Source organism: Enterobacter sp. P82, from assembly GCF_037053385.1.
Taxonomy (GTDB): domain Bacteria; phylum Pseudomonadota; class Gammaproteobacteria; order Enterobacterales; family Enterobacteriaceae; genus Enterobacter.
The window spans coordinates 62,631-86,200 of sequence record NZ_JBALHX010000006.1 but is presented as its reverse complement, the minus strand read 5'-3'; the positions used below and the strand labels follow the sequence as shown (position 1 = coordinate 86,200).

General features: G+C 53.3%; 24 protein-coding genes. 12 read left to right on the top strand and 12 right to left on the bottom strand.

Annotation, left to right across the window (positions count from 1 at the left end; translation table 11 throughout):
• Positions 1-22: 22 nt before the first annotated feature.
• Positions 23-274 carry a glutaredoxin 3 gene (gene grxC, locus WB237_RS20335; RefSeq protein ID WP_114978962.1) on the bottom strand — a complete coding sequence of 84 codons (252 nt, stop codon included), beginning with the start codon at positions 272-274 and terminating at the stop codon, positions 23-25.
• 11 nt (positions 275-285) lie between these two features.
• A complete protein-coding gene (locus WB237_RS20330) occupies positions 286-717 on the bottom strand; it encodes a rhodanese-like domain-containing protein (protein WP_114978963.1) in 432 nt (143 codons plus the stop codon).
• A 248-nt stretch (positions 718-965) separates the two neighbouring features.
• Here WB237_RS20330 and gpmM point away from each other — a divergent pair, with 248 nt between their 5' ends.
• The 3 genes from gpmM to WB237_RS20315 are packed head-to-tail and all read left to right on the top strand — an operon-like array spanning position 966 to position 4,739.
• Entirely contained in the window at positions 966-2,510 is a 1,545-nt protein-coding gene (gene gpmM / locus WB237_RS20325) for a 2,3-bisphosphoglycerate-independent phosphoglycerate mutase (protein ID WP_336215863.1), read from the top strand.
• A gap of 33 nt (positions 2,511-2,543) precedes the next feature.
• On the top strand, positions 2,544-3,803 hold the full coding sequence (envC, locus tag WB237_RS20320; RefSeq protein WP_336215990.1) for a murein hydrolase activator EnvC: 1,260 nt from the start codon (positions 2,544-2,546) through the stop codon (positions 3,801-3,803).
• Positions 3,804-3,806: 3 nt separating this feature from the next.
• Positions 3,807-4,739, top strand: a complete 933-nt coding sequence (locus tag WB237_RS20315) for a divergent polysaccharide deacetylase family protein (protein ID WP_028017875.1) — start codon at positions 3,807-3,809, stop codon at positions 4,737-4,739.
• A 36-nt stretch (positions 4,740-4,775) separates the two neighbouring features.
• Here the strand turns inward: WB237_RS20315 and WB237_RS20310 are convergent, their stop codons facing one another.
• The 6 genes from WB237_RS20310 to kbl form a co-directional block, all read right to left on the bottom strand.
• A complete protein-coding gene (locus WB237_RS20310) occupies positions 4,776-5,687 on the bottom strand; it encodes a capsular polysaccharide synthesis protein (RefSeq protein WP_336215861.1) in 912 nt (303 codons plus the stop codon).
• 7 nt (positions 5,688-5,694) lie between these two features.
• Positions 5,695-6,552, bottom strand: a complete 858-nt coding sequence (locus WB237_RS20305) for a glycosyltransferase (RefSeq protein ID WP_028017873.1) — start codon at positions 6,550-6,552, stop codon at positions 5,695-5,697.
• Positions 6,553-6,623: 71 nt separating this feature from the next.
• A complete protein-coding gene (locus tag WB237_RS20300; protein ID WP_336215858.1) occupies positions 6,624-7,886 on the bottom strand; it encodes an O-antigen ligase family protein in 1,263 nt (420 codons plus the stop codon).
• A gap of 62 nt (positions 7,887-7,948) precedes the next feature.
• Positions 7,949-9,529: a phosphoethanolamine transferase gene (locus WB237_RS20295; RefSeq protein ID WP_336215856.1), complete on the bottom strand. Its 1,581-nt coding sequence runs from the start codon at positions 9,527-9,529 to the stop codon at positions 7,949-7,951.
• 176 nt (positions 9,530-9,705) lie between these two features.
• The gene (gene tdh / locus WB237_RS20290) at positions 9,706-10,731 is read right to left on the bottom strand and encodes an L-threonine 3-dehydrogenase (RefSeq protein ID WP_028017870.1); all 1,026 of its coding nucleotides are present in this window, start codon (positions 10,729-10,731) and stop codon (positions 9,706-9,708) included.
• Between the two features lie 9 nt (positions 10,732-10,740).
• A complete protein-coding gene (kbl, locus tag WB237_RS20285) occupies positions 10,741-11,937 on the bottom strand; it encodes a glycine C-acetyltransferase (protein ID WP_128348858.1) in 1,197 nt (398 codons plus the stop codon).
• A 214-nt stretch (positions 11,938-12,151) separates the two neighbouring features.
• Between kbl and rfaD the strand changes: the two genes are divergently transcribed.
• The 5 genes from rfaD to WB237_RS20260 are packed head-to-tail and all read left to right on the top strand — an operon-like array spanning position 12,152 to position 17,332.
• On the top strand, positions 12,152-13,084 hold the full coding sequence (gene rfaD / locus WB237_RS20280) for an ADP-glyceromanno-heptose 6-epimerase (protein ID WP_028017868.1): 933 nt from the start codon (positions 12,152-12,154) through the stop codon (positions 13,082-13,084).
• A gap of 9 nt (positions 13,085-13,093) precedes the next feature.
• Positions 13,094-14,140, top strand: a complete 1,047-nt coding sequence (rfaF, locus tag WB237_RS20275) for an ADP-heptose--LPS heptosyltransferase RfaF (RefSeq protein WP_336215851.1) — start codon at positions 13,094-13,096, stop codon at positions 14,138-14,140.
• A 3-nt stretch (positions 14,141-14,143) separates the two neighbouring features.
• On the top strand, positions 14,144-15,130 hold the full coding sequence (gene rfaC / locus WB237_RS20270; protein ID WP_336215849.1) for a lipopolysaccharide heptosyltransferase RfaC: 987 nt from the start codon (positions 14,144-14,146) through the stop codon (positions 15,128-15,130).
• A complete protein-coding gene (rfaQ, locus tag WB237_RS20265; RefSeq protein WP_336215847.1) occupies positions 15,123-16,226 on the top strand; it encodes a putative lipopolysaccharide heptosyltransferase III in 1,104 nt (367 codons plus the stop codon). Before rfaC ends, rfaQ begins: the two co-directional genes overlap by 8 nt.
• Positions 16,223-17,332, top strand: coding sequence for a glycosyltransferase family 4 protein (locus WB237_RS20260; protein ID WP_336215845.1), 1,110 nt, complete (start codon positions 16,223-16,225; stop codon positions 17,330-17,332). The genes rfaQ and WB237_RS20260 overlap by 4 nt, the downstream gene beginning before the upstream one ends.
• On the opposite strand, the gene WB237_RS20255 is transcribed toward WB237_RS20260, so the two are convergent.
• On the bottom strand, positions 17,311-18,414 hold the full coding sequence (locus tag WB237_RS20255; protein WP_049006988.1) for a glycosyltransferase family 4 protein: 1,104 nt from the start codon (positions 18,412-18,414) through the stop codon (positions 17,311-17,313). The genes WB237_RS20260 and WB237_RS20255 overlap by 22 nt on opposite strands.
• 157 nt (positions 18,415-18,571) lie before the next feature.
• Between WB237_RS20255 and WB237_RS20250 the strand changes: the two genes are divergently transcribed.
• From WB237_RS20250 to coaD, 4 genes are all read left to right on the top strand, one after another.
• Complete coding sequence (locus WB237_RS20250) at positions 18,572-19,555, top strand: glycosyltransferase (RefSeq protein ID WP_028017862.1); 984 nt, start codon at positions 18,572-18,574, stop codon at positions 19,553-19,555.
• Between the two features lie 66 nt (positions 19,556-19,621).
• A complete protein-coding gene (gene waaA, locus WB237_RS20245) occupies positions 19,622-20,896 on the top strand; it encodes a lipid IV(A) 3-deoxy-D-manno-octulosonic acid transferase (RefSeq protein WP_028017861.1) in 1,275 nt (424 codons plus the stop codon).
• Complete coding sequence (locus tag WB237_RS20240; RefSeq protein ID WP_336215840.1) at positions 20,896-21,666, top strand: glycosyltransferase family 2 protein; 771 nt, start codon at positions 20,896-20,898, stop codon at positions 21,664-21,666. The genes waaA and WB237_RS20240 overlap by 1 nt, the downstream gene beginning before the upstream one ends.
• 3 nt (positions 21,667-21,669) lie before the next feature.
• A complete protein-coding gene (gene coaD / locus WB237_RS20235; protein ID WP_114978980.1) occupies positions 21,670-22,149 on the top strand; it encodes a pantetheine-phosphate adenylyltransferase in 480 nt (159 codons plus the stop codon).
• A gap of 2 nt (positions 22,150-22,151) precedes the next feature.
• Here coaD and mutM read toward each other — a convergent pair whose 3' ends face one another.
• The 3 genes from mutM to rpmB all read right to left on the bottom strand — a co-directional run bounded on the left by mutM (position 22,152) and on the right by rpmB (position 23,460).
• A complete protein-coding gene (gene mutM / locus WB237_RS20230; RefSeq protein WP_119936365.1) occupies positions 22,152-22,961 on the bottom strand; it encodes a bifunctional DNA-formamidopyrimidine glycosylase/DNA-(apurinic or apyrimidinic site) lyase in 810 nt (269 codons plus the stop codon).
• 72 nt (positions 22,962-23,033) lie between these two features.
• Entirely contained in the window at positions 23,034-23,201 is a 168-nt protein-coding gene (gene rpmG, locus WB237_RS20225; RefSeq protein WP_003024094.1) for a 50S ribosomal protein L33, read from the bottom strand.
• A gap of 22 nt (positions 23,202-23,223) precedes the next feature.
• Complete coding sequence (rpmB, locus tag WB237_RS20220) at positions 23,224-23,460, bottom strand: 50S ribosomal protein L28 (RefSeq protein WP_002436699.1); 237 nt, start codon at positions 23,458-23,460, stop codon at positions 23,224-23,226.
• Positions 23,461-23,570 lie beyond the last annotated feature (110 nt).

Below are 23,570 nucleotides of genomic sequence, written 5' to 3'. Positions count from 1 at the left end.
TTTTTAATTGTCCTAAAGTCTCTTAGCGCAGCAGGGGATCGAGTCCACCACGTGCGTCGAGCGCATACAAGTCATCACAGCCGCCAATGTGCTGCGCATCAATAAAAATCTGCGGAACCGTCGTGCGACCACTACGTTGAATCATCTCTTCGCGTTTTGTCGCGTCACCGTCGATCGGCATTTCCTGGAACGTGACGCCTTTGCTGTTAAGCAGTGCTTTCGCACGATGGCAGAACGGGCAGGTTGCCTTGGTGTAGATCTCAATATTGGCCATCACTGAACTCCTTATTTACCGCGAACCAAAGGAAGGTTTTCCCCGCTCCAGCCGGAAATGCCTTCTTTCAGTACCGTTACGTTTTCGAAACCTGCTTTGTGCAGTGCGTTAGCCGATTCCTGCGCCTGCATGCCAGTACCATCCACGACGATAATTGGCTGAGCTTTATGCTTATCCAGCTCACCAACGTTATTCGCTTTGATTTCAGCAGGCAGCAGGTTGATAGAACCTGCGATGTGGCCTTTGCGGAAATCATCACGCTGACGGAGATCGACAACCACAGCGTCTTCTTTGTTGATCAGGCGCGTGGCTTCACCACGGGTGATCACCTTAATTTTAGACGTCAGCCCTTTAAAGGTGGTGAACAGCACAGCGGCCAGCAGACCAATCCACGCGATGCTCAGAACCGGGTGGCGGCTAACAAATTGCATAATTTCTTGCATGGGGGGTAACAACTCCCGACTAAGTGATTAAAAAAACCAGGACAGGAGTATACCTGTGCGTTGTGGCAAATACAGCCAGCGACATTAAGCTAATCCATTTTCTGCGGCATGCCACGAAAAAAAAGCCTCAAAATGACCAGAGAAGCGCCTCGCCCCTACGCATTCTTTGATCTTCTGCGGCTATTTGATCGATTCAGCTGTAGTAAAATTACGCAAATTTTTTGTCTCTTGAGCATGAGGTTGTCGCAATGTCGGTTTCTAAAAAACCTATGGTACTGGTGATTCTGGATGGCTATGGCTACCGTGAAGATCAACAGGATAACGCCATTTTCAACGCCAAAACCCCGGTCATGGATGCACTGTGGGCAAAACGTCCCCATACCCTGATTGACGCATCCGGCCTGGAAGTCGGTCTGCCGGATCGCCAGATGGGTAACTCCGAAGTGGGTCACGTGAACCTGGGCGCGGGCCGTATCGTGTATCAGGATCTGACCCGCCTGGACGTTGAAATAAAAGAACGTACCTTCTTCTCCAACCCTGTTCTGTCTGGCGCGGTAGATAAAGCCGTGGCTGCAGGCAAAGCCGTTCACATCATGGGCCTGCTCTCTGCTGGCGGCGTTCACAGCCACGAAGATCACATCATGGCGATGGTTGAACTGGCCGCTGAGCGCGGTGCGGAAAAAATCTATCTGCACGCTTTCCTGGATGGTCGCGATACGCCACCACGCAGCGCTGAAGGTTCGCTGAAAGCCTTCGAAGACAAATTTGCCGCATTAGGCAAAGGCCGTGTGGCGTCCATTATTGGTCGTTACTATGCCATGGACCGCGACAACCGCTGGGATCGCGTTGAACAGGCCTATGACCTGATGACCCTGGCAAAAGGTGAGTTCCAGTTCGCGACCGCCGTTGAAGCCCTGGAAGCGGCTTACGCGCGTGATGAAAACGACGAATTCGTGAAAGCGTCCGTGATCCGTGCTGAAGGCCAGGCTGATGCCGCCATGGAAGATGGCGACGCGCTGATCTTCATGAACTTCCGTGCTGACCGTGCGCGTGAAATCACCCGTGCGTTCGTTAACAGCGATTTCGACGGTTTTGCCCGTAAGAAAGTGGTCAACCTCGATTTCATCCAGCTGACTGAATACGCGGCAGACATCAAAGCCCCATGCGCATATCCACCAGCCTCGCTGGCCAATACTTTTGGTGAGTGGATGGCGAAGAACGACAAAACGCAGCTGCGTATCTCCGAAACTGAAAAATACGCACACGTGACCTTCTTCTTCAACGGCGGTGTGGAAGAGCCATTCAAAGGCGAAGACCGTATTCTGATCAACTCGCCGAAAGTCGCCACCTACGATCTGCAGCCAGAAATGAGCTCTGCGGAACTGACCGAAAAACTGGTTGCGGCTATCGAGAGCGGTAAGTACGACACCATCATCTGTAACTACCCAAATGGCGACATGGTTGGCCATACCGGGGTCATGGAAGCGGCGGTAAAAGCTGTTGAAGCGCTGGATCATTGTGTTGATCAGGTCGCGAAAGCTGTTGAATCTGTTGGCGGTCAGCTCCTGATCACCGCTGACCACGGTAACGCTGAACAGATGCGTGACCCGGCAACCGGCCAGGCACACACTGCCCATACCAACCTGCCTGTTCCACTGATTTATGTCGGTGATAAAGCCCTGAAAGCAGTGGAAGGCGGCAAGCTTTCTGACATCGCGCCAACCATGTTGTCGCTGATGGGTATGCCGATCCCTGAAGAGATGACTGGTAAGCCGCTGTTCATCGTGGAATAATCGCTCCCCATGAGGGGAAAGGCGATTTTTTCAATCACATGGGTCGTGAAGCCGCTTAGGTTATCAGTCAGACCTCTGTTTTACGCCAGCGCACTCAGCGCTGGCGTATTGCTGTGCGCCGCATCCGCCCACGCGGATGACCGCGACCAGCTCAAATCTATTCAGGCCGATATCGCCGCCAAAGAGCGTGCGGTACGTCAGCAACAACAGCAACGCTCCGCACTGCTCGCCCAGCTTAAACAGCAGGAAGAGGCGATCTCCGCCGCCGCACGTAAACTCCGTGAAACGCAAAACACCCTCGCCCAGTTGAATAAACAGATCGACGAGATGAACGCGTCGATTGCCAAACTGGAACGTCAGCGTGATGCGCAGGAACGCAACCTTGCAGCGCAGCTTGATGCCGCATTCCGCCAGGGTGAGCACACCGGCCTTCAGTTGATCCTCAGCGGAGAAGAGAGCCAGCGTGGTCAGCGCCTGCAGGCTTACTTTGGCTATCTGAACCAGGCGCGTCAGGAGACTATCGCGCAGCTGAAACAGACGCGCGAAGAGGTCACCACGCAAAAAGCCGAGCTAGAAGAAAAGCAGAGCCAGCAACAGACGCTGCTCTACGATCAGCAGGCCCAGCAGGCAAAACTCGAGCAGGCACGTAACGAGCGTAAGAAAACGCTTTCTGGCCTTGAGTCCTCCATTCAGGAAGGGCAGAGCCAGTTGAGCGAAATGCGTGCCAACGAATCAAAACTGCGCAACAGCATCGCCCGGGCGGAAGCCGCAGCGAAAGCTCGCGCCGACAAAGAGGCCCGCGAGGCGCAAGCCGTTCGTGACAAACAGCAGGAAGCGTCCCGCAAAGGGACAACCTACAAACCAAGCGAAAGCGAACGTTCCCTGATGTCACGAACCGGTGGTTTAGGCTCTCCTCGCGGCCAGGCGTACTGGCCCGTACGTGGTTCAATTCTGCATCGTTATGGCGAACAACTGCAGGGTGAGCTACGTTGGAAAGGGATAGTTATCGGTGCGTCTGAAGGTAGCGAAGTGAAAGCCATTGCCGATGGCCGCGTGATCCTGGCCGACTGGCTGCAGGGTTACGGGCTGGTGGTGGTGGTCGAACACGGTAAAGGTGATATGAGTCTTTACGGCTACAACCAGAGCGCGCTGGTCAGCGTCGGCACGCAGGTGCGCGCTGGCCAACCCATCGCCCTTGTGGGCAGCAGTGGCGGTCAGGGCCGCCCGTCACTCTATTTCGAAATTCGTCGCCAGGGTCAGGCGGTCAATCCACAGCCGTGGTTGGGAAGATAAGTTTTGCTTCAATTTCGTCGAATTGTTTTCTCCGTCGCCAGCGTACTGGCGCTGGCTGCACCGGTATACGCCGGTAAACTCGCCATTGTGATTGATGACTTCGGTTATCGTCCGCAAACTGAAAACCAGGTGCTGGCCATGCCGTCAGCCATCTCTGTTGCCGTCCTCCCCAATGCGCCTCACGCGCGCGAAATGGCGACCAAAGCCCATAACAGTGGACATCAGGTTCTCATCCATCTGCCGATGGCACCACTCAGCAAGCAGCCACTGGAAAAAGATACCCTGCGCCCGGATATGAGCAGCGATGAGATCGAGCGCATCATCCGCGACGCATACAACAAAGTGCCGTATGCCGTAGGGCTGAACAACCACATGGGCAGCGCGATGACATCGAGCCTGTATGGAATGCTCAAGGTGATGCAGGCGCTGGAACGCTACAATCTCTACTTCCTCGACAGCATGACCATCGGCAACAGCCAGGCGATGCGCGCCGCTCAGGGAACAGGTGTGAAGGTGATTAAGCGCAAGGTGTTCCTGGATGATACGCAAAACGAAGCGGACATTCGCGTGCAGTTCAATCGTGCCGTGCAGTTGGCCAGACGCAATGGCTCAGCTATTGCTATCGGTCACCCGCATCCGTCTACCGTCCGTGTTCTGCAACAGATGCTGCCGACATTACCGTCTGACATCACGCTGGTGCGTCCGAGCGACCTGCTGAATGAACCGCAGGTGGACACCTCTACACCGAATTCTGCCCAGCCCGCTCCGACAGCTCCACGTAATCCGTTCCGCGGCGTGAAGAGTTGCAAACCAAAACAGCCGCCAGCGCCGGTCTACGCGACCCGCTTCTTCTCGGTGATTGGCGAAAGCATTGGAGAAAGCACGCTGGTGAAATACGTTCAGCAGCAATGGCAGGGATGGGGTAAGAAATCCTGATAACAAAAAGCCACCTGTAAGGGTGGCTTTTTATCATTACAGACGGAAGGTATCGTCGAGGATCTGGCTGTACAGCGTCGGCTTACCGTTATCCGCAGTACGATACTGTTCCTTGTGGGAGAGTTTATAGATACCCACAGGATCGCGATTCAGTGTCTCTACTGCCGCAGCATCAGGTGCGGCAGAGATAAACTGGCGAATCAAAAAGCGATTATTTCCCGTCACCGGCTGTGCATTCATGAGCTCGCGAAACTGAGGATAACGTTCGCGTGCATACAAGAAGCTGTAATCAATTAAGAAATATTCGAGCAGGATATCGTGATGTTGCCAGTAGCGATAAAGGATATCCCTGACCAGTTTCACCAGGGTATTGCCCTTTTGTGAGGCAAGAAAATAAGCCGTCCAGAATCCCTGGCTTGTCGCATTTTCACCCGAGTCAAAACGCAGCGATGAGAAGCTATTTTCATAGAAAGACTCAGGCACGGCTTTCGTCATAAAGACGGTGGCATCCATCCAGATTCCACCGTACTGATACAGTAAAGAGCAACGAACAATATCGGAATACTGCGCTTTGCTGATAAGCCCGGCCTGATATTTGACTTTAATGTGATCCGGTAATGAGAGGTAGTCAGGAATATTGTCATCCGTCAGGATGACAACCTGAGCGTCTGGCGTATTTCGTTGCACGGATTCGATGCAACGTTTAACCAGCTCTGGCGCGCTTTCCAGCCCTTGAAACCAGCAGACCCAGATGATACGCGACTGTGCAGGTTCAGTGTTACTCGCGGATTCCGGCTGAATTTTCAGCGCATCAATAACGTCAAACAGCGTCTCTTTCTTCTTCTGCTCAAAGTGCTCAGCCGCACGCTGGAAAAGAGATAAACCGGTTTTCTTCTGCCAGCGCCGTGTTTTTTTGATGAGTTTATTGATTAGATTGAGATTCATCATTCCGCCCTTATGCACCCCTGAACATCTCTTTTAATGTCCGGCGCAGCAGTTTCATTCTCAGCTTGGCATCTTTTTTACGCCCGCGTAATAAACAGTTCATGCGAGAAGATTTAAAACCACGGAAAGACATCAGCTGGAACAGGTTGTTGCTTTTGGTTTCATCGGACATATGCTCACGATATTTAAAATAGAGCTTCCGGTAAGCATTATATTTTTTAATTTGCGAGGTAATTCGGTTACTGCCGTGCTCAGCATCCACCATGGCAGTGCTAAAACTGTATTTAATACCAGGACCATATTTCAGGATTAATTTAATCCAGACATCGCGATCCTGCTGTTGTTTAATCTCAGGGGAAAAACCACCCACACCTGACAGTTTCTCTTTTGTTGTTAGTACCTGATTACCCACCACGTTTTCACAGAGGATATCCTGTAAACCAATTATTCTTTTATCGTTGGTATCTGGATAGGTGCGGTGAGTTTTGTCCAGTCTGGCAGGCGTATCCGTGACAAAGGCATAGTTTTCATCGTAGCGCGAAACCAGCTTTGATAAACGCTCAGGGAGGAAATAGTCGTCGTCATCCAGACCGGTGACAAACACGCCGTGCGAGAGTGCGTAACCCCGGTTGCGGCTGAAATTGGAACCGCTGTTCTTCTCATTACGTTCGTAGGTGAAATGCACGAAGCGCGCTTCACACTCCGCGCGCATACGCTCAATAAGTTGTGCGGTTTTTTCATTAGAACAGTCATCAACAATAACCAGTTCTACCGCAGGATATGTCTGAGCAATAACTGAACGAATTGCGCGTTCCAGCAACTCCTCTCTGTTGTAAGTGGTGATGATTACTGAAATCAGTTCGTTCATGGCGGGCTCGTCTGGTAAAAGGTATTTCTCCATCAGGAGAATACCTTTTTCCCGATGGAGAATCAAAATGATTACTTAATGACCGTTCGATGTTTGTTTTGTTCCAGGAAAACGATCGACATTATAAGTGTCAGCATCCAGGCTACAGGGGTTGTTTTAGAATAGAACATTACACCGCCCACTCCAAACATAACTATCGAAACGAGGAAAGCGAAAAGAATAATACTTTTACGTTTACACAGTGCATACCAGCCAAGCGATATTACAAACAAGATATAAAGAATAAGGCCTGAAGGTCCTTTTACAGAAAGCGTTTCAACGATTTCATTATGAAGATGTCCGCGAATGAATCCAAGTGCACCTGACAAGCTTGGATCCTTTTTTATTTCTTCCCGGATTATGGTGTTTCTCTCATCTGTAGACTGCCATAAATAATTATTTTTAGACGCAATCAGCCCCGTCTTCCACATCGCTAAACGGGCACCAACCGAAGTGACACTGTTTGCTTTATCATAGGAAACAATATCATTGTTAAAGTCATTATAACGCTTTATCAGATTGTCTTTCATCATGAACACACCAACCAGCAAAGCGATCAGGAAAACAGATACCCCCTTCCACGGGATATGCTTTTCCTTGTACAGCTTAACCACCAGCAAACCGAAGAAAATAATCGGATAGGTCAGAATGGCAGCACGCGTTTCTGTCGCCACCAGTACCAGGAAGGTAATAAAAAAGTGCCCGAGGATAAACAGTTCTTTCCATCTGCTTGAACTGTGTTGTAGCACCAGAATCGTGTAGAACGAGATAAATGCAATGGTATAAGCGGCGCCTGTCGCATCCGCACCACCAGCAAGGGAGAGCGTTACCCTTTGGTTTTCAAGAAACAGATGTTGGTACCCGGCGTAGGCAACGATCATCAATTGCAATGCGATGACCAGTAACATATGGATCTTATTGCAGCCTACTTTGAGCTGATTACGGTTTACAAACACAAAAATGGAGAAAGCCCCAAACAGGCAGATTTTCCCGACTTCCAGGTAAGCGCGATACGAGTTGATCGCTTCGCTATCAACCTTATACATCCGGTACCAGATCAGATCGCAAACCCCGATGATCAGCAGAACCAGACAAAGCCAGAATGCATCATTCTTTCTGAAGTTTTTAATATCCAACAAGAAAATCACTAATGCGGTTATACCCGCCAGGCCCAAAATCTTAGCGGATAAATTAGGTGAAACCACTACGCAACCAAAAGCAATAGCACACAGCCCGAAGAGTAATTGTAGCAATGCAAATTGGATCCTATCTCGCTCTATATTAATCATCATCATTCCATTTATTAAAAGGTAAAGCAGGCTAGCACACTGCTAAAAACAAGTTTACCGCACCAGTGTTAACGAATATTACGCCAGTCATAGGACTTCCCGGTTGTGTCCAGCACGGTAACATCCTTATTGTAACCCGCAAGCCAGGACTGTACCGACTGAACAGGCTCTCCCTGACGGTGGATCCCAAGCCACAGTTCAGCAAGCGTATTAACGTCATCAGCAGACCAAACGGTATTGTAATCTCCGGTATACTTTTTATCGGAGTCAACCTGTTGTCCATACCAGATAAACGCCGGGATATGCAGAGCTTCTCGCGGAGGATTAACGTTACCGTGAGAGTAAGCTACGGCGCGCTTCGGATCGCGAATCAGTCCATGATCGGAGAAATACATGACCGAAGAGCGTGAGTTTTCCAGCAAGCTAAACACCTTGCCCATCAACTTATCCGTATAGCGCACCGAGTTGTCATAACAATCATCGGCTTCATTATCACCGTGTAACACCGCCTCACTGGCCGGGAAGCGTCGACAGGAAGGCTCGTGGCTTCCATATAAATGCAGGACGATCAGTTTTTTGCCCGGTGTTTTAAGCGCATTCTGCAACAGAGGCAGGAGGTCTTCATCGTAGCCGCCGTCAATCCATTCATGCTGTCTGGTGTTCATGGCAATTCCGGTGATGACGTTGTTATGCGCCCCACCCTTGCCCTGACGACTAAACCAGTAAGTATCATATCCCGCCTTATTCGCGATATTGATGACGTTATCGCCATATTTTTTCGGATCGCGCGCATTCACGGTATCCGCGGTCAAAGCCAGTGGCACGGCCATAATTGTAACCGGTGCTGGCGTCACAGCATTACGGAACAATAAAAGCTGCGATTTTTGCTTCTCCAGCTCCGGTGTAGTATCTCGTTGATAACCATAGATACCCATATTTGCCGTACGCTCGGACTCGCCGATGATCAGCACATAATTTTCGATGCCGGTTTCGGTTAGCGCGATCTTATAATCAGGGATGTTATTACCGATGTTGGCGACTACTGCATTATCTTCAATCGCCTGCATGAAAACTTTTGCCGTGCTAACAGGCGTCGCCTGAACCACACGCTGCGCCAGACTTTCAACACTGCTTTTCCGGAGCTGGTGCTGTAACGCCTGACCATAAAAAGACAGCAGCGTGACGACAAGTACGATGGCTGGCCAGCGACGAAAACGCGGTGCGACAGGCCACATGCTGGTATTGGCGGTATAAATAAATAATGCAGACAAGGCAATAAAGGTCAGACAATCGCGCCAGTACAAGCCGAGCATCGAACTTGCTTCACCTGATGTCGTGTTGAGTACGCTCAGGGCAAACCCATAGCTAAACGCTGAATTGAAATTATTCCATGCGTATAACTGTAAAGTAATATCTGCCGCAACCGGAATTAATAAAATAATCGCCAGTACATTTCTGATTAATTTATTGTTTATACATTTCAGTGTCAGCAATATCAGTGCAAAAACCAGCGTACGGTTAATCACCGCATTATATTTGGCATGGATAATATTAACGCCAATGACTATTAGCAGAGAAATTACTACCGTTAAAAAAGCGGCAAGCCGTGGAGGGGTGTTAACCAACTTCTGCGAAAACAATGTGGACATAATAGCCTGATTAGCCTGGCAAAATCTTTCCTGACGTAATCATTATGACTGCAAGAATGAACGCGCGGAGAAGACTCTGTGGAGAAAAATTCGCCAGAAGTTAACAAGTAACCCCTGGAAAGTCAAACCGCTAAAAAGTGTAAGGGCACCCGTAAAAACGGGTGCCTGAGAGCAGGTTAATCCCAGCTCAGGATAACTTTCCCGGACTGGCCTGAACGCATTGCGTCAAAGCCCTGCTGGAATTCATCAATGGAGAAACGATGAGTGATAATTGGCGACAGATCCAGGCCAGACTGGATCAGTGCAGCCATCTTGTACCAGGTCTCAAACATCTCACGGCCATAGATGCCTTTGATGAACAGCCCTTTGAAGATAACCTTGTTCCAGTCGATAGACATGTCTGACGGTGGAATACCCAGCATGGCAATACGACCACCGTGGTTCATGGTATCCAGCATGGTGCGAAACGCCGGTGGCGCGCCGGACATCTCCAGGCCTACGTCGAAGCCTTCGGTCATGCCCAGCTCTTCCATTACGTCGCTCAGGCTCTCTTTAGAGACATCCACCGCGCGGGTCACGCCCATTTTGCGTGCCAGTGACAGACGGTATTCATTCACGTCGGTAATCACGACATTTCGCGCACCAACGTGCTTCGCCACCGCTGCCGCCATAATCCCGATTGGGCCTGCGCCGGAAACCAGCACATCTTCACCGACCAGGTCAAATGAAAGCGCCGTGTGTACCGCGTTGCCGAACGGGTCGAAGATGGAGGCCAGATCGTCAGAGATATTATCCGGGATTTTGAACGCGTTAAACGCCGGGATCACCAGGTATTCCGCGAAGCAGCCCGGACGGTTTACGCCCACGCCAATGGTATTACGACACAGGTGCGTACGCCCACCGCGGCAGTTACGGCAGTGGCCGCAGGTAATATGGCCTTCACCGGAGACGCGGTCGCCAATTTTGAAGCCTTTTACTTCCTGGCCGATACCCACCACTTCGCCGACATATTCGTGACCCACCACCATCGGTACCGGAATGGTTTTCTGCGACCACTGGTCCCAGTTGTAGATGTGAACGTCAGTACCGCAGATAGCCGTTTTACGAATTTTGATCAGCAGATCGTTATGACCGACTTCCGGCTCCGGCACGTCGGTCATCCAAATCCCTTCTTCCGCTTTCAGTTTGGATAACGCTTTCATCACACGTCCTCAGGCAATTACGCCCAGCTGTTTTCCGATGCGGGTAAAGGCTTCCACCGCACGTTCAATTTGTTCAGGCGTATGCGCCGCAGACATCTGGGTGCGGATACGCGCCTGACCTTTTGGTACCACCGGGAAGAAGAACCCGGTGACGTAAATCCCTTCTTTTTGCAATTCGCGGGCAAAGTTTTGTGCGACTACCGCATCACCCAGCATGACCGGGATGATCGCGTGGTCAGCACCGGCCAGGGTAAAGCCTGCGGCACTCATTTTTTCACGGAACAGACGGGCGTTGGACCACAGACGGTCGCGCAGCGCAGCGCCTGATTCCACCATCTCCAGCACTTTGATGGAGGCAGAAACAATGGCTGGTGCCAGGGAGTTGGAGAACAGGTACGGGCGGGAGCGTTGACGCAGCCACTCAACCACCTCTTTACGCGCAGCGGTATAGCCACCAGACGCACCGCCCAGTGCTTTACCGAGCGTACCGGTGATGATGTCCACACGCCCCATCACGTCGCAGTATTCGTGGGAACCACGACCATTTTCGCCGACAAAACCGACCGCGTGAGAGTCATCAACCATCACCAGCGCATCGTATTTATCCGCCAGATCGCACACGCCTTTCAGGTTGGCAATCACGCCGTCCATGGAGAACACGCCGTCGGTGGCGATCAGCACGTGGCGAGCGCCCGCTTCACGCGCTTCTTTCAGGCGCGCTTCCAGCTCAACCATGTCGTTGTTGGCGTAACGGAAACGCTTCGCTTTGCACAGACGAACGCCGTCGATGATGGATGCGTGGTTCAGGGCGTCGGAGATAATCGCATCTTCTGCGCCGAGCAGGGTCTCAAACAGACCGCCGTTGGCGTCAAAGCAGGAGGAGTACAGAATCGCGTCTTCCATTCCGAGGAAGCTCGCCAGCTTTTTCTCAAGCTGCTTGTGGCTGTCCTGTGTGCCGCAGATAAAGCGCACGGAGGCCATACCGAAACCGTGGGTGTCCATGCCGTTTTTCGCAGCGGCAATCAGCTCAGGGTGATTCGCAAGACCTAAGTAGTTATTCGCACAAAAGTTGATCACATGGCTGCCATCGGCAACGGTGATGTCCGCCTGCTGAGCAGACGTGATAATACGCTCTTCCTTGAACAACCCTTCTGCACGTGCAGTTTCGAGGTCGCTATTTAACTGTTTGTAAAAATCACCACGCATTGCAATTCTCCAGACTCGGCAAATTTCGGGACATATTACCCAAACCTATAGTTCATGACGAGATGACACATTATCTCTTCTCGTTTTTGCAGCATAAATCACGTGTACCCTTGCGCTATGTCGGTGAATGGCTGAAGGGCAGCCATACTAATGATATGATAAGCACATTAGCGTCCGGGATTGTCCCCGGGCCCCACACTTCAAAGGTACAGTTATGATCATCGTTACCGGCGGCGCAGGCTTTATCGGCAGCAATATTGTTAAGGCTCTCAACGACAAAGGCATCACCGACATCCTGGTGGTTGACAACCTGAAAGATGGCACCAAGTTCGTCAACCTGGTGGATCTGAACATCGCTGACTATATGGATAAAGAAGACTTCCTTATCCAAATTATGGCAGGTGAAGAGTTCGGCGAAATCGAAGCTATCTTCCACGAAGGTGCATGCTCTTCCACCACCGAGTGGGACGGCAAGTACATGATGGACAACAACTATCAGTACTCTAAAGAGATCCTGCACTACTGCCTGGAGCGTGAAATTCCGTTCCTGTATGCCTCTTCTGCAGCAACCTACGGCGGTCGCACGTCAGACTTCATCGAATCCCGCGAATATGAGCAGCCGCTGAACGTCTACGGTTATTCTAAGTTCCTGTTCGACGAATACGTTCGTCAGGTTCTGCCTGAAGCGAACTCCCAGATTGTAGGCTTCCGCTACTTCAACGTGTACGGGCCGCGCGAAGGGCATAAAGGCAGCATGGCAAGCGTCGCGTTTCATCTGAACACCCAACTGAATAATGGTGAAAGTCCGAAACTGTTCGAAGGCAGCGACGGCTTCAAGCGTGACTTCGTCTACGTAGGCGACGTTGCCGCAGTGAATCTGTGGTTCTGGGAAAACGGCGTGTCTGGCATCTTTAACCTGGGTACGGGCCGTGCGGAATCCTTCCAGGCTGTTGCAGACGCTACCCTGGCGTACCACAAAAAAGGCAGCATTGAGTACATTCCGTTCCCGGATAAACTGAAAGGCCGCTATCAGGCGTTCACTCAGGCTGATCTGACTAACCTGCGCGCAGCAGGCTACGACAAGCCGTTCAAGACCGTTGCCGAAGGCGTAACGGAATATATGGTCTGGTTGAACCGCGACGCGTAAGAAACAAGCATGAAGATACTGGTGATCGGCCCGTCATGGGTGGGCGACATGATGATGTCGCAAAGTCTCTATCGCACGCTCAAGGCGCGCTATCCCCAGGCGATAATCGACGTGATGGCACCTGCATGGTGCCGTCCGTTGTTATCGCGTATGCCGGAAGTTAACGAGGCGATCCCGATGCCGCTCGGCCACGGGGCGCTGGAAATCGGCGAACGCCGCAAGCTCGGCCATAGCCTGCGCGACAAGCGCTACGATCGCGCTTACGTGCTGCCCAACTCCTTCAAATCTGCCCTGGTGCCCTTCTTTGCAGGCGTGCCTCATCGCACCGGCTGGCGTGGTGAAATGCGTTACGGTCTACTGAACGACGCCCGGGTGCTGGATAAAGAGGCCTGGCCGCTGATGGTGGAGCGCTATGTGGCACTGGCCTACGACAAAGGCGTGATGCGCAGTGCGAAAGACCTGCCACAACCACTGCTGTGGCCACAGTTGCAGGTTAATGACGGTGAAAAATCCCAGACCTGCAACGCCTTTGGCATTTCGTCTGAACGTCCGATGATCGGCTTCTGTCCTGGCGCAGAGTTCGGTCCGGCAAAACGCTGGCCGCACTATCACTACGCAGAACTGGCAAAACAGCTGATTGACGAAGGCTATCAAATTGTCCTGTTCGGTTCGGCAAAAGACCACGAAGCAGGTAACGAAATCCTCGCCGCGCTCAGCACTGAACAACAGGCCTGGTGTCGTAATCTGGCCGGAGAAACTCAACTTGAACAGGCAGTTATCCTGATTGCCGCCTGTAAAGCCGTGGTCACTAACGATTCCGGTCTGATGCACGTCGCCGCAGCGCTAAATCGCCCATTGGTTGCGCTGTATGGCCCAAGCAGCCCGGACTTTACCCCGCCGCTGTCCCACAAAGCGCGTGTCATTCGCCTGATCACCGGCTACCACAAAGTGCGTAAAGGCGATGCGGCGGAAGGCTATCACCAGAGCCTGATCGACATCACGCCACAACGCGTGCAGGAAGAGCTTAACGAACTGCTGTTGAGCGAAGAAGGATAACGGATGCGGGTATTGATCGTTAAAACCTCTTCGATGGGCGATGTTCTGCATACGCTGCCGTCCCTGACGGATGCCATGCTGGCCATTCCCGGCATTCGTTTTGACTGGGTGGTGGAAGAAGGCTTCGCGCAGATCCCCACCTGGCATGAAGCGGTCGACCGTGTGATCCCGGTGGCTATCCGCCGCTGGCGTAAGGCGTGGTTCTCGGCACCGATTAAAGCCGAACGCAAAGCGTTTCGCGATGCAGTGCAGGCTCAGCAGTACGATGCCATTATCGACGCGCAAGGGCTGGTCAAAAGCGCCGCGCTGGTAACACGACTGGCACGCGGCGTAAAGCACGGCATGGACTGGCACAGCGCCCGTGAACCGCTGGCGAGCCTGTTCTATAACCGTCGCCACGCTATCGCAAAGCAGCAGCACGCGGTGGAACGCACCCGTGAACTGTTTGCCAAAAGCCTGGGCTATACAAAACCTGAAGTGCAGGGTGATTACGCCATTTCACAGCATTTTCTTCACAATTCACGGCAAAATAGCTCCCCTTATCTGATTTTCCTCCATGCAACTACCCGGGATGACAAACACTGGCCGGAAACCCACTGGCGTGAGCTGATTGGTTTACTGTGCACAGCAGGTTTGCGCATCAAACTGCCGTGGGGGGCTCCGCATGAAGAAGCGCGCGCCAGACGCCTGGCGGAAGGATTTGATTATGTGGACGTCTTGCCACGCATGAAGCTCGACGGCGTGGCACAAGAGCTGGCGGGGGCTACGGCAGTGGTATCGGTTGATACTGGCCTGAGCCACCTGACGGCCGCGCTGGATAGACCTAATATTACGCTTTACGGCCCAACGGACCCGGGTCTTATCGGCGGCTACGGAAAAAATCAACATGTCTGCCGCCCGGAACATTCATCGCAGCTGAGCGACCTTAGTGCCGCTGCGGTATTTGCACAATTAGAGCCTTTGCTGGCAGCAGAGAGAGCCTATGTCTGATTTTTTCTCAGCGGAGCGCCCACCGAAGCGCGTGCTGATCATTAAGCTGCGTCACCACGGTGACGTGCTGCTTACCTCACCGGTCTTTACCGTACTGAAAAAGAACTGGCCAAACGTTGAAGTCGACGCGCTGGTCTACGACGACACGCAGGCGATGCTGACCAGCCATCCGCATATCGATCAGGTACATACCATTGGTCGCAACTGGCGCAAAAAGGGCTGGTTCGAGCAATTCCGTCTGTATCGCGTCCTGGTCAATACGCTCAAAGGGCGTCAGTACGATGTGCTGATTAACCTGACCGAACACTGGCATGGCGCGCGTCTGGCGCGTCGACTGAAGCCGCGCATCTCCGTTGGCTTTAAGCCGGATAAACGCAGTGGCCTGGCACGTCGTCGCTGGGTGAAATCCTTCACTACGCTCTACCCGGCGATTCAGGATAACAGCCGTCATATGGTGGAAGTGAACCTGGACGCCCTGCGCCGGATCGGGATCCACCCGCAGTCATCTGAAGACAAACATACCCTGTTTGTACCGGGCGATGCGGCGGAAACCTCCGTCGCTGAGAAACTGGCCGGGTTTGGCCTGGAGAGTAAATCCTACATCCTGGTACACCCGACGTCGCGCTGGATGTTTAAGGCCTGGGATATCAAAAAACTGGCAGCTACGATTGATAATCTGGCGTCTCGTGGCCTGCCGATCATCCTCTCTGCCGCGCCGTCGAAAGAAGAAACCGCGTATATGGATGAGCTGCGCGCTGCGCTTACCCAGCCGGTGTTTGATTTAAGCGGACAGCTGAACCTGAAAGAGCTGGGCGCGCTGATGAAGCACGCGCGTATCTACTTCGGCGTTGACTCCATGCCGATGCACCTCGCGAGTGCCGTGGGGACCCCGACCGTGGCTATCTTTGGCCCAACCGGGGCAATCAAGTGGTCGCCGTGGGGGGTAAATTACCGCGTGATCACAGCCGGATTTACCTGTCAGCCTTGCGGTAAGGCGGGCTGCGGTGATGGAGGCGTTTCCGACTGCATCACCGCCATTACCCCGCAACAGGTGCTGAGCGCCATTGATACCCTTCTGCTGGAATATCCGGCATGAAGCTGGCGATCGTCCGACAGACCTACAACCCCAACGGCGGCGCGGAGCGTTTCGTTTCCCGCGCCTTAAACGTGCTGGCCCAGGACACCACCCTGGATGTCACGTTGATTGCCCGCCAGTGGGAAGATGCGTCAGGCTGGAAAACGCTGACGGTAAATCCGCCGTTTCGTAACCGTATCGCCCGTGAATCCGGGTTTGCGGTGGAAGCGGCCTCGCATTTTGCTCAGTTCGATATTGTGCAAAGTCATGAGCGTATTCCCGGGGCAACTATTTTCCGCGCAGGCGACGGCGTACACGCCACCTGGCTTGAGCAGTATGGCCGCATTCTGTCGCCGCTGGCGCGCTGGGCGCAGTCATTCAGCCGTTACCACCGCTATATTTTGCAGGCGGAAGCGCAGATGTTTACCCATCCGCAACTGCGCAAGGTGATCTGTAACTCAAAGATGGTGCGCGATGACATCGCCCGCCGCTTCGCGCTGACGGATGACAAACTGACCGTTATCTACAACGGCGTGGATACGGCGCATTTCAGCCCGAATGTCCGCTCGTTATCGCAGCGTACTGCGCTCAGCATCCCGGAGGATGCGCCAGTGCTGGCGTATGTCGGGTCTGGCTTCAGCCGTAAAGGCGTGACCACCGCGCTACGGGCTATTGTCCCGCATTCTGACGTCTGGCTACTGGTTGCCGGTCGCGATAAGCACGCACGCAAATTTGAAAAGCTGGCACAGACGCTCGGCGTTGCATCACGCGTGCGTTTCCTGGGGCCGGTTGCGGATGTGCGGGAAGTTTACGGCACGGCGGACGCGCTGATCCTGCCGACGCTCTACGATCCATTCCCGAATGTCTGCGTGGAAGCGCTGGCCTGCGGTCTGCCGCTGCTCACCAGCCATGGCTGCGGCGCGGCAGAGTGGATAACTGAAGGACAGAACGGCTGGGTGCGTGATGCGCTGGACAGTGAAGGCTACCAGCAGGCTATCGCCCAGTGGCTGAAAGGCCGTGACCAGGGTGTTGATTATTCAGCGGCGGCGCGCGCAACAGCTGAACCCTACACCCTGGACAGAATGGCAAAAGAGTTACAGGCGCTTTATCGCGATCTGCTGCGCTGAGCCGCTTCAGAGAAGACTTTCTCCATCGCGTCCAGCATACATTCGCGAGTAAAGTGGGTGCTCAGGTAATCATAACCCTGCTGCGCCAGCTTCTCGCGAAGGGATGCGTCGTCATACAGCTTAACGATGGCATCGTGCAGCGCATTTTCATCACGCTGTGCGACCAGAATCCCGGTCTGGCCATCAATCACCGCATCACCCGTCCCGCCGGCATCGGTCGCGATGGTGGCAATGCGAGATGCCAGCGATTGCAGGACGCCCTGGGGTACACCTTCCATATCGTGTGAAGGGCTCAGCGCAATATCAAACGCCGGGAACCAGCTCTCCGGATCGCTTTGATGCCCCGCCATCACCACACGCTGCTGTAATCCCAACGCGACAATTTCCTGTTCCAGCGTCGCTTTATGCGGACCTTCACCGACGATCGCCAGCTTAATCTGCGGATTGTCGATTTTCGCCAGGGCGCGAAGCAGTACGCTATGGCCTTTGTTCGGACGCAGATGCGACACCACACCCAGCCAGAAATCCTCCTGCGACAAACCACAATGCGCACGGGCTTCGTGCTTATCTCCCGGACGGAAACGCTGCGTATCGACACCGCTTGGCACCGACGTACTCTGGGACATCGGAACACCAATATTCGCCACCTGATGACGCAGCGCTTCGCCGGTTGTCACGATATGCGCACAGGCTTTACGGAACAGCCAGCGCGTCGTCCAGTTATTACGCGGTACGCCTGAAGCATGGCGGGTACGCACCAGCGGCACAGGATTAGAGAGCGTCAGATTCGCCAGCGCCACCAGCCAGGTATCGGCAGAGTTATGGCTATTGATGACATCAATAGACTGACGGTTATCCTTCAGCCAGCGGCGCAGTAACTGCAGGTTTTTAAGGTTCTTACGTTTCAACGGCATCGTGACAACCGTCAACCCAGCATCACGCGCCAGCGTATGCAGCGGAGCAGTTTCCGGGCAAAGAAGGGTCACCTGATGGCCACGCTGAATCATCCCGAGCGATTCGTTAATAATGCGCAGAGGCTGTCCGCCTTTGCCGCCGTCTGCTTCAGTGTGAACAATATGCATACATTTCCTGTTAAGAATCTCGCCAGCATGACGCTAATTTGCCGCCTGAGGGGATCTTTGTCCCCCCAGGCATATGTTTTTAGTATCCACTGGATATAATACAGCACGAATGGTACCACCAACATGGGTGGCCTGCCCTGAACACAACGGAGAAAGCATGTCCGACACACCTTTATTGAGCCTTGTAGTCGCCGTCTATAACGGTGAAAAATTCCTGAGTGCATTTTTCGACAGCATCAAAGCTCAACATCTGGACAGTCTGGAACTGGTCGTTGTGGACGATGGGTCAAGCGATAACTCTGCGGCCATCATTGCGCAATATGCCAGTGAATTCCCGTATTACAAGGTTATCGAACAGGCCAACCAGGGCGTCTCTGCCGCCCGTAACACCGGTCTGGCAGAGGCAACTGGCGAATATATCGCGTTTCCGGACATCGACGATGTGATCTATCCGGGAATGTACCCACGCCTGCTTGAGATGGCGAAGAAAAACGATCTCGACGTTGCCACCTGTAACGGCACCTATATTTATGATGACGGTAGACCGTCGAAAAAAATCTTCCCGTCCGACAAGCTGCAATCCACCGACGTGCTGGACGGCCCAACCTGGCTTCAGCGCGCGCTGGCTTCGCGTAAATTCCTGCATGTGACCTGGCTGAATATTTACCGCCACGCTTTTATTAAAGCGCAGGGGTTCACGTTTGAGCATGGACTGCGTCATCAGGATATCCCGTGGACGACCGAAGTGCTGCTTACCGCAAAACGCGTTCAGTACACCGACGAAACGTTCTACGACTATCTCATCCATTCCGCCTCGGTATCACACACGCCAGGCACGGATGACACGCGGATGCGTAACGCGCGTCACTATATGAAAATCCTTGAGATGCTGGACGTTATCAACCAGCGCTACCCGGATGCCGTACGCCGTGTACCTGCCTGTCAGTGGCAAATCGCGAAAGAGGGTCTGGGTATCCTGCACGCGATTAACAACATTGGTGATGCCACCAAAAAGCGTGAAATTATTCAGGAACTGTTCGATCGCGGGATCTGGACGCTTATCTGGAAAAACGCCCGTGGGCTTCGCCAGCACTGGCGCCTGGGTCGCCGTTATTTCCGTTTAAAGCGGTATCTGGCATAAGAGATAGCTTTACCTGGCTTAAATGCTTAGAATTTGCCCGCCGAAACTAAAAAAACGGATAATCGCTTGGAATTGTTGTATACCGCCCTGCTCTACATCATTCAGCCACTGGTGTGGCTGAGACTGTTGCTTCGTAGCCGTAAAGCACCTGCGTATCGTAAACGCTGGGCTGAGCGCTATGGCTTCTGCCGCAATAAAGTCGCGCCGGACGGTATTTTGCTGCATTCCGTTTCCGTTGGCGAAACGCTGGCGGCTATTCCGCTGGTACGCGCCCTGCGCCATCGTTATCCTTCTTTGCCGATCACCGTCACCACCATGACCCCAACCGGCTCTGAGCGCGTGATGTCCGCATTTGGTAAAGACGTGCATCACGTCTATCTGCCCTACGACCTGCCCTGCGCCATGAACCGTTTCCTCGAAACTGTTCGCCCAAAGCTTGTGATCGTGATGGAAACCGAGCTGTGGCCAAACATGATTTCCGCCCTGCACGCCCGTAAAATTCCGCTGGTGATTGCCAACGCGCGCCTGTCAGAACGCTCGGCGAAAGGGTACGGCAAGCTGGGCAAATTTATGCGCCGCCTGCTGAGCCAGATCACGCTGATTGCCGCGCAAAATGAAGAAGATGCCGCACGCTTTGTCTCTCTTGGTCTTAAGCGCAATCAGCTCGCGGTAACCGGCAGTCTGAAATTCGATATTTCGGTCACACCTGAACTCGCTGCCCGAGCGGTGACACTGCGCCGCCAGTGGGCGCCGCGTCGTCAGGTCTGGATTGCGACCAGTACCCACGACGGCGAAGAAGCGATCATCCTGCAAGCACACCGTAAGCTGCTGGAAAAATTCCCGGATTTATTGCTCATTCTGGTGCCTCGTCACCCGGAACGTTTCAAAGACGCCCGCGAGATGGTGCAAAAAGGCGGTTTCAGTTTCACCCTGCGTAGCAGCGGCGAGATCCCGTCTAGCAGCACCCAGGTGGTGATTGGCGATACGATGGGCGAACTGATGCTGCTGTACGGCATTGCCGACCTCGCCTTTGTCGGCGGTAGTCTGGTCGAGCGCGGTGGTCATAACCCGCTGGAACCTGCGGCACATGCAATTCCGGTGCTGATGGGGCCGCATACATTTAATTTCAAAGATATCTGCGCTAAATTGCAGCAAGCCGATGGTTTAATTACCGTGACCGATGCGGACTCGGTGGTCAAAGAGGTTTCGACCTTACTGACCGACGAAGATTACCGTCTGTGGTACGGTCGCCATGCCGTCGAAGTGCTGCATCAGAACCAGGGCGCACTGACCCGTCTGCTGCAGCTTCTGCAACCTTATCTGCCTCAGCGGAGCCACTAATGTCTCAGCGTCTGTCGGTCGTGATGATCGCCAAAAACGCCGCCGACCTGCTTCCCGATTGCCTGGCCTCTGTCGCCTGGGCTGACGAAATTGTCGTGCTTGATTCCGGCAGCACGGACAACACGGTGGATGTTGCCCGTGCTGCGGGCGCAAAGGTCTTTATCGACACAGACTGGCAAGGCTATGGCATCCAGCGCCAGCGCGCGCAGGAGTATGCCACCGGCGATTATGTCCTGATGCTCGATACCGACGAGCGCGTCACGCCAGAACTCCAGCAGGCGATTCAGAGTGTGCTCTCTGCGCCGCAGCCAGGTGCGGTGTACAGCATCGCGCGTCGTAACTACTTTCTCGGCCGGTTTATGCGCCACAGCGGATGGTACCCTGACCGCGTGATGCGCCTGTACGAGCGCGAGCGTTATCAGTACAACGATAACCTGGTGCATGAATCCCTGGCATGCGATAACGCGACTGTCGTTCCTCTGACGGGCGATCTCTTGCACCTGACCTGCCGCGACTTCTCCAGCTTCCAGCGCAAACAACTCAACTATGCCACTGCATGGGCGCAGGAGCGTCATCAGCGCGGCAAGAAGGCCACGTTGACCGGTATCTTCACCCACACGCTGGGCGCGTTCTTGAAAACGCTCCTGCTACGTGGTGGTGTGCTGGATGGTAAACAGGGGTGGTTACTGGCGGTGGTGAATGCCCAGTATACTTTCAACAAATACACCGAGCTGTGGGCGCTTAGCCGCGGCTACTCAGAGAAAACGTGAGCCATGAGCACAAGAGCGATTTATCCAGGTACCTTTGATCCGATCACTAACGGTCATCTTGATATCATCACCCGTGCGGCAAGTATGTTCGACAAGGTGATTCTGGCGATAGCCGCCAGCCCCAGCAAGAAACCAATGTTTGATCTCAACGAACGTGTGGCGCTCGCCAGCGATGCGGTCTCTCATCTGTCGAACGTTGAGGTGGTGGGCTTCAGTGACCTGATGGCTAATTTCGCCCGCGCCCAGCAGGCTAATATCCTGATCCGTGGCTTACGCGCAGTAGCAGATTTTGAGTACGAGATGCAGCTGGCGCACATGAACCGCCACCTGATGCCGGAGCTGGAAAGCGTGTTTCTGATGCCTTCCAAAGAGTGGTCATTTATCTCTTCTACGCTGGTGAAAGAAGTTGCACGTCATCACGGTGATGTGACCCATTTCCTGCCGGTTAACGTCCATCAGGCGTTGATGGAAAAATTAAAATAGCCCTATTTCTGGCACTGACGGCAATAAAACGTAGCGCGCTGGGCGTGCTTCGTTGCGATAATCGGCGTTCCGCACACGCGGCATGGCTCACCTTTACGGCCATACACCTGTAGTTCCTGAGCAAAATACCCCGGCTTACCGTCACTCTGCAGGAAATCCTTCAACGTTGTTCCACCCTGCTCAATGGAACGCAGCAGCACCGCTTTAATCACCCTCACCAGCAGCTCGCACTCTTGCGCCGACAGTGAAGAGGCCAACCGATCAGGATGGATCCCGGCAGCAAACAGTGATTCACTGGCATAGATATTCCCCACGCCGACCACCAGCTTGTTATCCATCAGCCAGGGCTTAATCGGGGTCTTCTTCTTCGCACACTTCTCTTTCAGGTATTCCGCATTAAACGCCTCTGAGAGGGGTTCTGGCCCCAGATGTGCCAGCACGCTGTGACCTTCAAGCTCTTTAGTCCATAACCATGCACCAAAGCGTCTTGGGTCGGTGTAACGCAGCACTTTGCCGTTGCTCATTACCAGATCGACGTGGTCGTGCTTTTCCGCTGGCAGTTCTTCAGTGAGGATACGCAGGCTACCGGACATCCCCAGATGGATAATAATCCAGCCGTCGGGCAGCTCCAGCAGCAGATACTTGGCGCGACGCTGAACGCTGAGGATCGGTTTGTCGCTTAACGCATGGATCTCATCGGAAACCGGCCAGCGAAGACGCCCATTACGGACAACCGCATGAAGAATAGTCGCACCGACCAGATGCGGCTCAATACCGCGGCGGCTGGTCTCTACCTCTGGTAATTCTGGCATGGTTCCTCCGTTGAGATACAGAATGCAAAAAACCCCGCAGTTGCGGGGTTTTTCAATACAAGGAGACTAAAATTATTTGATTTTAGCTTCTTTGTACAGTACGTGCTGGCGTACAACTGGATCGAATTTTTTCAGTTCCAGTTTTTCCGGCTTAGTACGTTTGTTCTTCGTGGTGGTGTAGAAGTGACCTGTACCAGCAGAAGAAACCAGCTTGATTTTCTCGCGAATACCTTTAGCCATGATTTATTTCCTCTTTAAGTACTTAGTACTTTTCGCCACGGGCACGCAGTTCAGACAGAACTGTATCGATGCCTTTCTTATCAATTACACGCATACCTTTAGCAGATACACGCAGGGTGACAAAACGCTTCTCGCTCTCAACCCAGAAACGGTGAGAGTGCAGGTTCGGCAGGAAACGGCGTTTAGTCGCGTTCAGTGCGTGGGAACGGTTGTTACCGGTCACCGGACGCTTGCCAGTAACTTGGCAGACTCGGGACATGTCTATTCTCCAAAAATCAAATTAGCTCGAGCTTCGTATGGGGTATCGGCGCCTCGTCAGGCTTTACAGCCCGGTCATCGCATAGTTCTAAGTGAACTCTCGATTGCCAG